Here is a 2,610-nt window from a genome sequence, read left to right on the forward strand (position 1 = left end):
TGTTGCGCCGCAACAGCCACGGCAACAGCATGTCGTTGGAAACCATGGTCGACAGGGCGACGCTGGCGACAATCACCATGCCGGTCGCTGCCGATGCGCCACCGATAAACGCCAGCATCGCCAGCGCCGGATGGGCCTGGGCCAGCGGCAGGCTGATCACGAACGAGTCGGGCAGCACGTGGCTGGGCAGCATCATCTGACCGGCAAGGGCGATCGGGACTACAAACAGTGCGGCCAATGCCAGATAGGCGGGGAACACCCATTTCGCCAGGCGCAGATCCTGCGGGTCGATGTTCTCCACCACGGTCACGTGAAATTGCCGGGGCAGGCAAATGATCGCCATCATCGCCACGCCGGTCTGCACCACCATCGATGGCCAGTTGATGGTTTCCTTCCAGTACGCCTCAAGGCGCGGGGCGAGCATTGCCTGATTGAACAGGTCGTCGAAACCGTCATACAGGCCGTACGTGACGAAGGCGCCGACGGCGAGAAAGGCGAACAGCTTGACCAGCGATTCGAACGCGATCGCCAGCACCATGCCACGGTGGTGTTCGGTGGCGTCGAGGTTGCGCGTGCCGAAGACGATGGTGAACAGCGCCAGCACCAGCGACACGATCAGCGCCGTGTCCTGGGCGCGGGTGCCCATGGCATCGGCGCCGGCGCCGATCAACAGGTTCACGCCGAGGACAATGCCTTTGAGTTGCAGGGCAATATAGGGCAGCACGCCGACCAGACAGATCAGCGCCACAACCACCGCCAGCGATTGTGACTTGCCGTAGCGCGCGGCGATGAAGTCGGCGATGGAGGTGATGTTCTCCTGTTTGCTGATCATCACCATTTTCTGCAGGACCCACGGCGCGCCCACCAGCAGCAGGATCGGCCCGAGGTAGATCGGCAGGAATGACCACAGTTGTTCCGCCGCCTGACCGACCGCGCCAAAGAATGTCCAACTGGTGCAGTAAACCGCCAGTGACAGGCTGTACACCCAGGCGCGCACCCGTGGCGGCAACGGCGTGCTGCGACGGTCGCCGTAGAAGGCGATTGCGAACATGATGGCCATGTAGGCCAGGGCAACGACGGCGATCAGCCCGGTGGACAACGACATGCAGCACTCCCGACAAAAGACTCCCCGGCACTCCTGCCCGGGCGGACAGTCTCGCACGGGCGCGGCGGTTAGTCAGTGTCGACCAAGGTCGTGGCGTGGCGGGGTGTCGCAGGCGGGGTACCGGGTGGTTTTTGTGGTGACCGGGCGGACCTCTTCGCGAGCAGGCTCGTTCCCACAATTGGAATGCATTTCCTTGTGGGAGTGAGCGCGTCAGTCAAGACGCAGCGCAATATCGATCAACCGATGCAACTCATCCACCTCCAGCGCCGTGGCCGAAAACAGAATCCGGAACACCACCGGCGCCACCACCAGATTGATCAAGCGATCAACACTCGGTGTCTTTTCATTCGGATAGCGATCGACAATGGTCTGCAACTGCGCACCGATGATCGCCACGCAATACCCCGGCGTGGCGCTCGCCTGCACGTCACGCATCATGTTGCGCCCGACCTCTGAACTCATCTCGTCGAGATATTGCTCGGCCCAGGCGCGGATATCGCCGCGCAGGCTGCCAGTGTTCGCCGGCTCGCTGTCCGGGCGCATGCGGGCGAGGGCGACGTCCGCCAGCAATGCTGCCAGATCACCCCAGCGGCGGTAGATCGTCGACGGCGTAACCCCCGCGCGGGCGGCGATTTGCGGGACGGTCACGGTGGAACGTTCCTGCTCTTGCAGCAGCGCATTGACCGCCGAATGAATCGACTCCTGCACCCGGGCACTGCGGCCACCGGGGCGTAAACCTTCTTTAATAGCCATGCGGCAGACCTTAACACAAAGAATTTGCTTTAAGCGCTGGGCGGTAGCACACTCCGCAAAAGCAAAAAATTAGCTTTTGCGGAGTGTGCCCATGACCAGCCCCTTGAATAATGTCGCTTCCCACCGGTCCAGCTTGTGGTTTCTGGCGATCACCTTACTCAGTTTTCTCGCCGCTTCCACCGCGCCGACGCCGCTGTATCACTTGTATCAGGATCAACTGCATTTCTCGGCAGCGATGTTGGCGCTGATCTTCGCCGTTTACGCTTTCAGTCTGTTGGCGGCGTTGCTGACGGTTGGTTCGCTTTCCGACCATCTCGGACGCAAACCGGTGATCTTCAGTGCCGTGCTGCTCAATGCGCTGGCGATGCTGCTGTTCATTTATGCCGACAGCGTGTCGTGGTTGATCGGCGCGCGGGTGCTGCAGGGTTTCGCCACCGGCATGGCCACCGCCGTTTTGAGCGCAACATTGCTCGACACCGACCGGCAGCAGGGGCCGCTGGTTAACAGCGTCGCGCCGTTACTGGGGATGGCTCTGGGCGGTTTGGGCTGTGGCTTGTTGGCAGAGTTCGCACCGGCGCCGTTACAGCTGACTTACTGGTTGCTGTTGGCGCTGTTTATGTTGCAGGGCGTGTATGTCTGGCGCTTGCCGGAGAGTGTCTCGCGCCAAGGTGGGGCGCTGGCGTCGTTGCGGCCGACTCTGCACGTGCCGGTGCAAGCGCGTTCAACGTTGTGGCGTGTGCTGCCACTGAACA

The 2,610-nt window shown here is 61.9% G+C and carries 2 protein-coding genes and 1 pseudogene; 1 reads left to right on the plus strand and 2 read right to left on the minus strand.

Features of this window, described 5'->3' with window-relative positions; genetic code table 11:
• Both D6877_RS01120 and D6877_RS01125 read right to left on the minus strand, forming a co-directional pair.
• Positions 1–1,105, minus strand: a pseudogene (locus D6877_RS01120) (hybrid sensor histidine kinase/response regulator); the annotation flags it as partial.
• A 210-nt stretch (positions 1,106–1,315) separates the two neighbouring features.
• Positions 1,316–1,858, minus strand: a complete 543-nt coding sequence (locus D6877_RS01125) for a TetR/AcrR family transcriptional regulator (protein WP_130909587.1) — start codon at positions 1,856–1,858, stop codon at positions 1,316–1,318.
• Between the two features lie 103 nt (positions 1,859–1,961).
• Between D6877_RS01125 and D6877_RS01130 the strand changes: the two genes are divergently transcribed.
• Positions 1,962–2,610 (plus strand): MFS transporter (locus D6877_RS01130; RefSeq protein ID WP_130909589.1); only part of this gene is annotated, 649 nt, incomplete at its 3' end.

Source organism: Pseudomonas sp. Sample_9, from assembly GCF_004307535.1.
Taxonomy (GTDB): domain Bacteria; phylum Pseudomonadota; class Gammaproteobacteria; order Pseudomonadales; family Pseudomonadaceae; genus Aquipseudomonas; species Aquipseudomonas mercuritolerans.

What these genes read in the sequence shown, in the direction of transcription:
- D6877_RS01125 (WP_130909587.1), bottom strand. Translation starts at nt 1,858, where the DNA reads ATGGCTATTAAAGAAGGTTTACGCCCCGGTGGCCGCAGTGCCCGGGTG.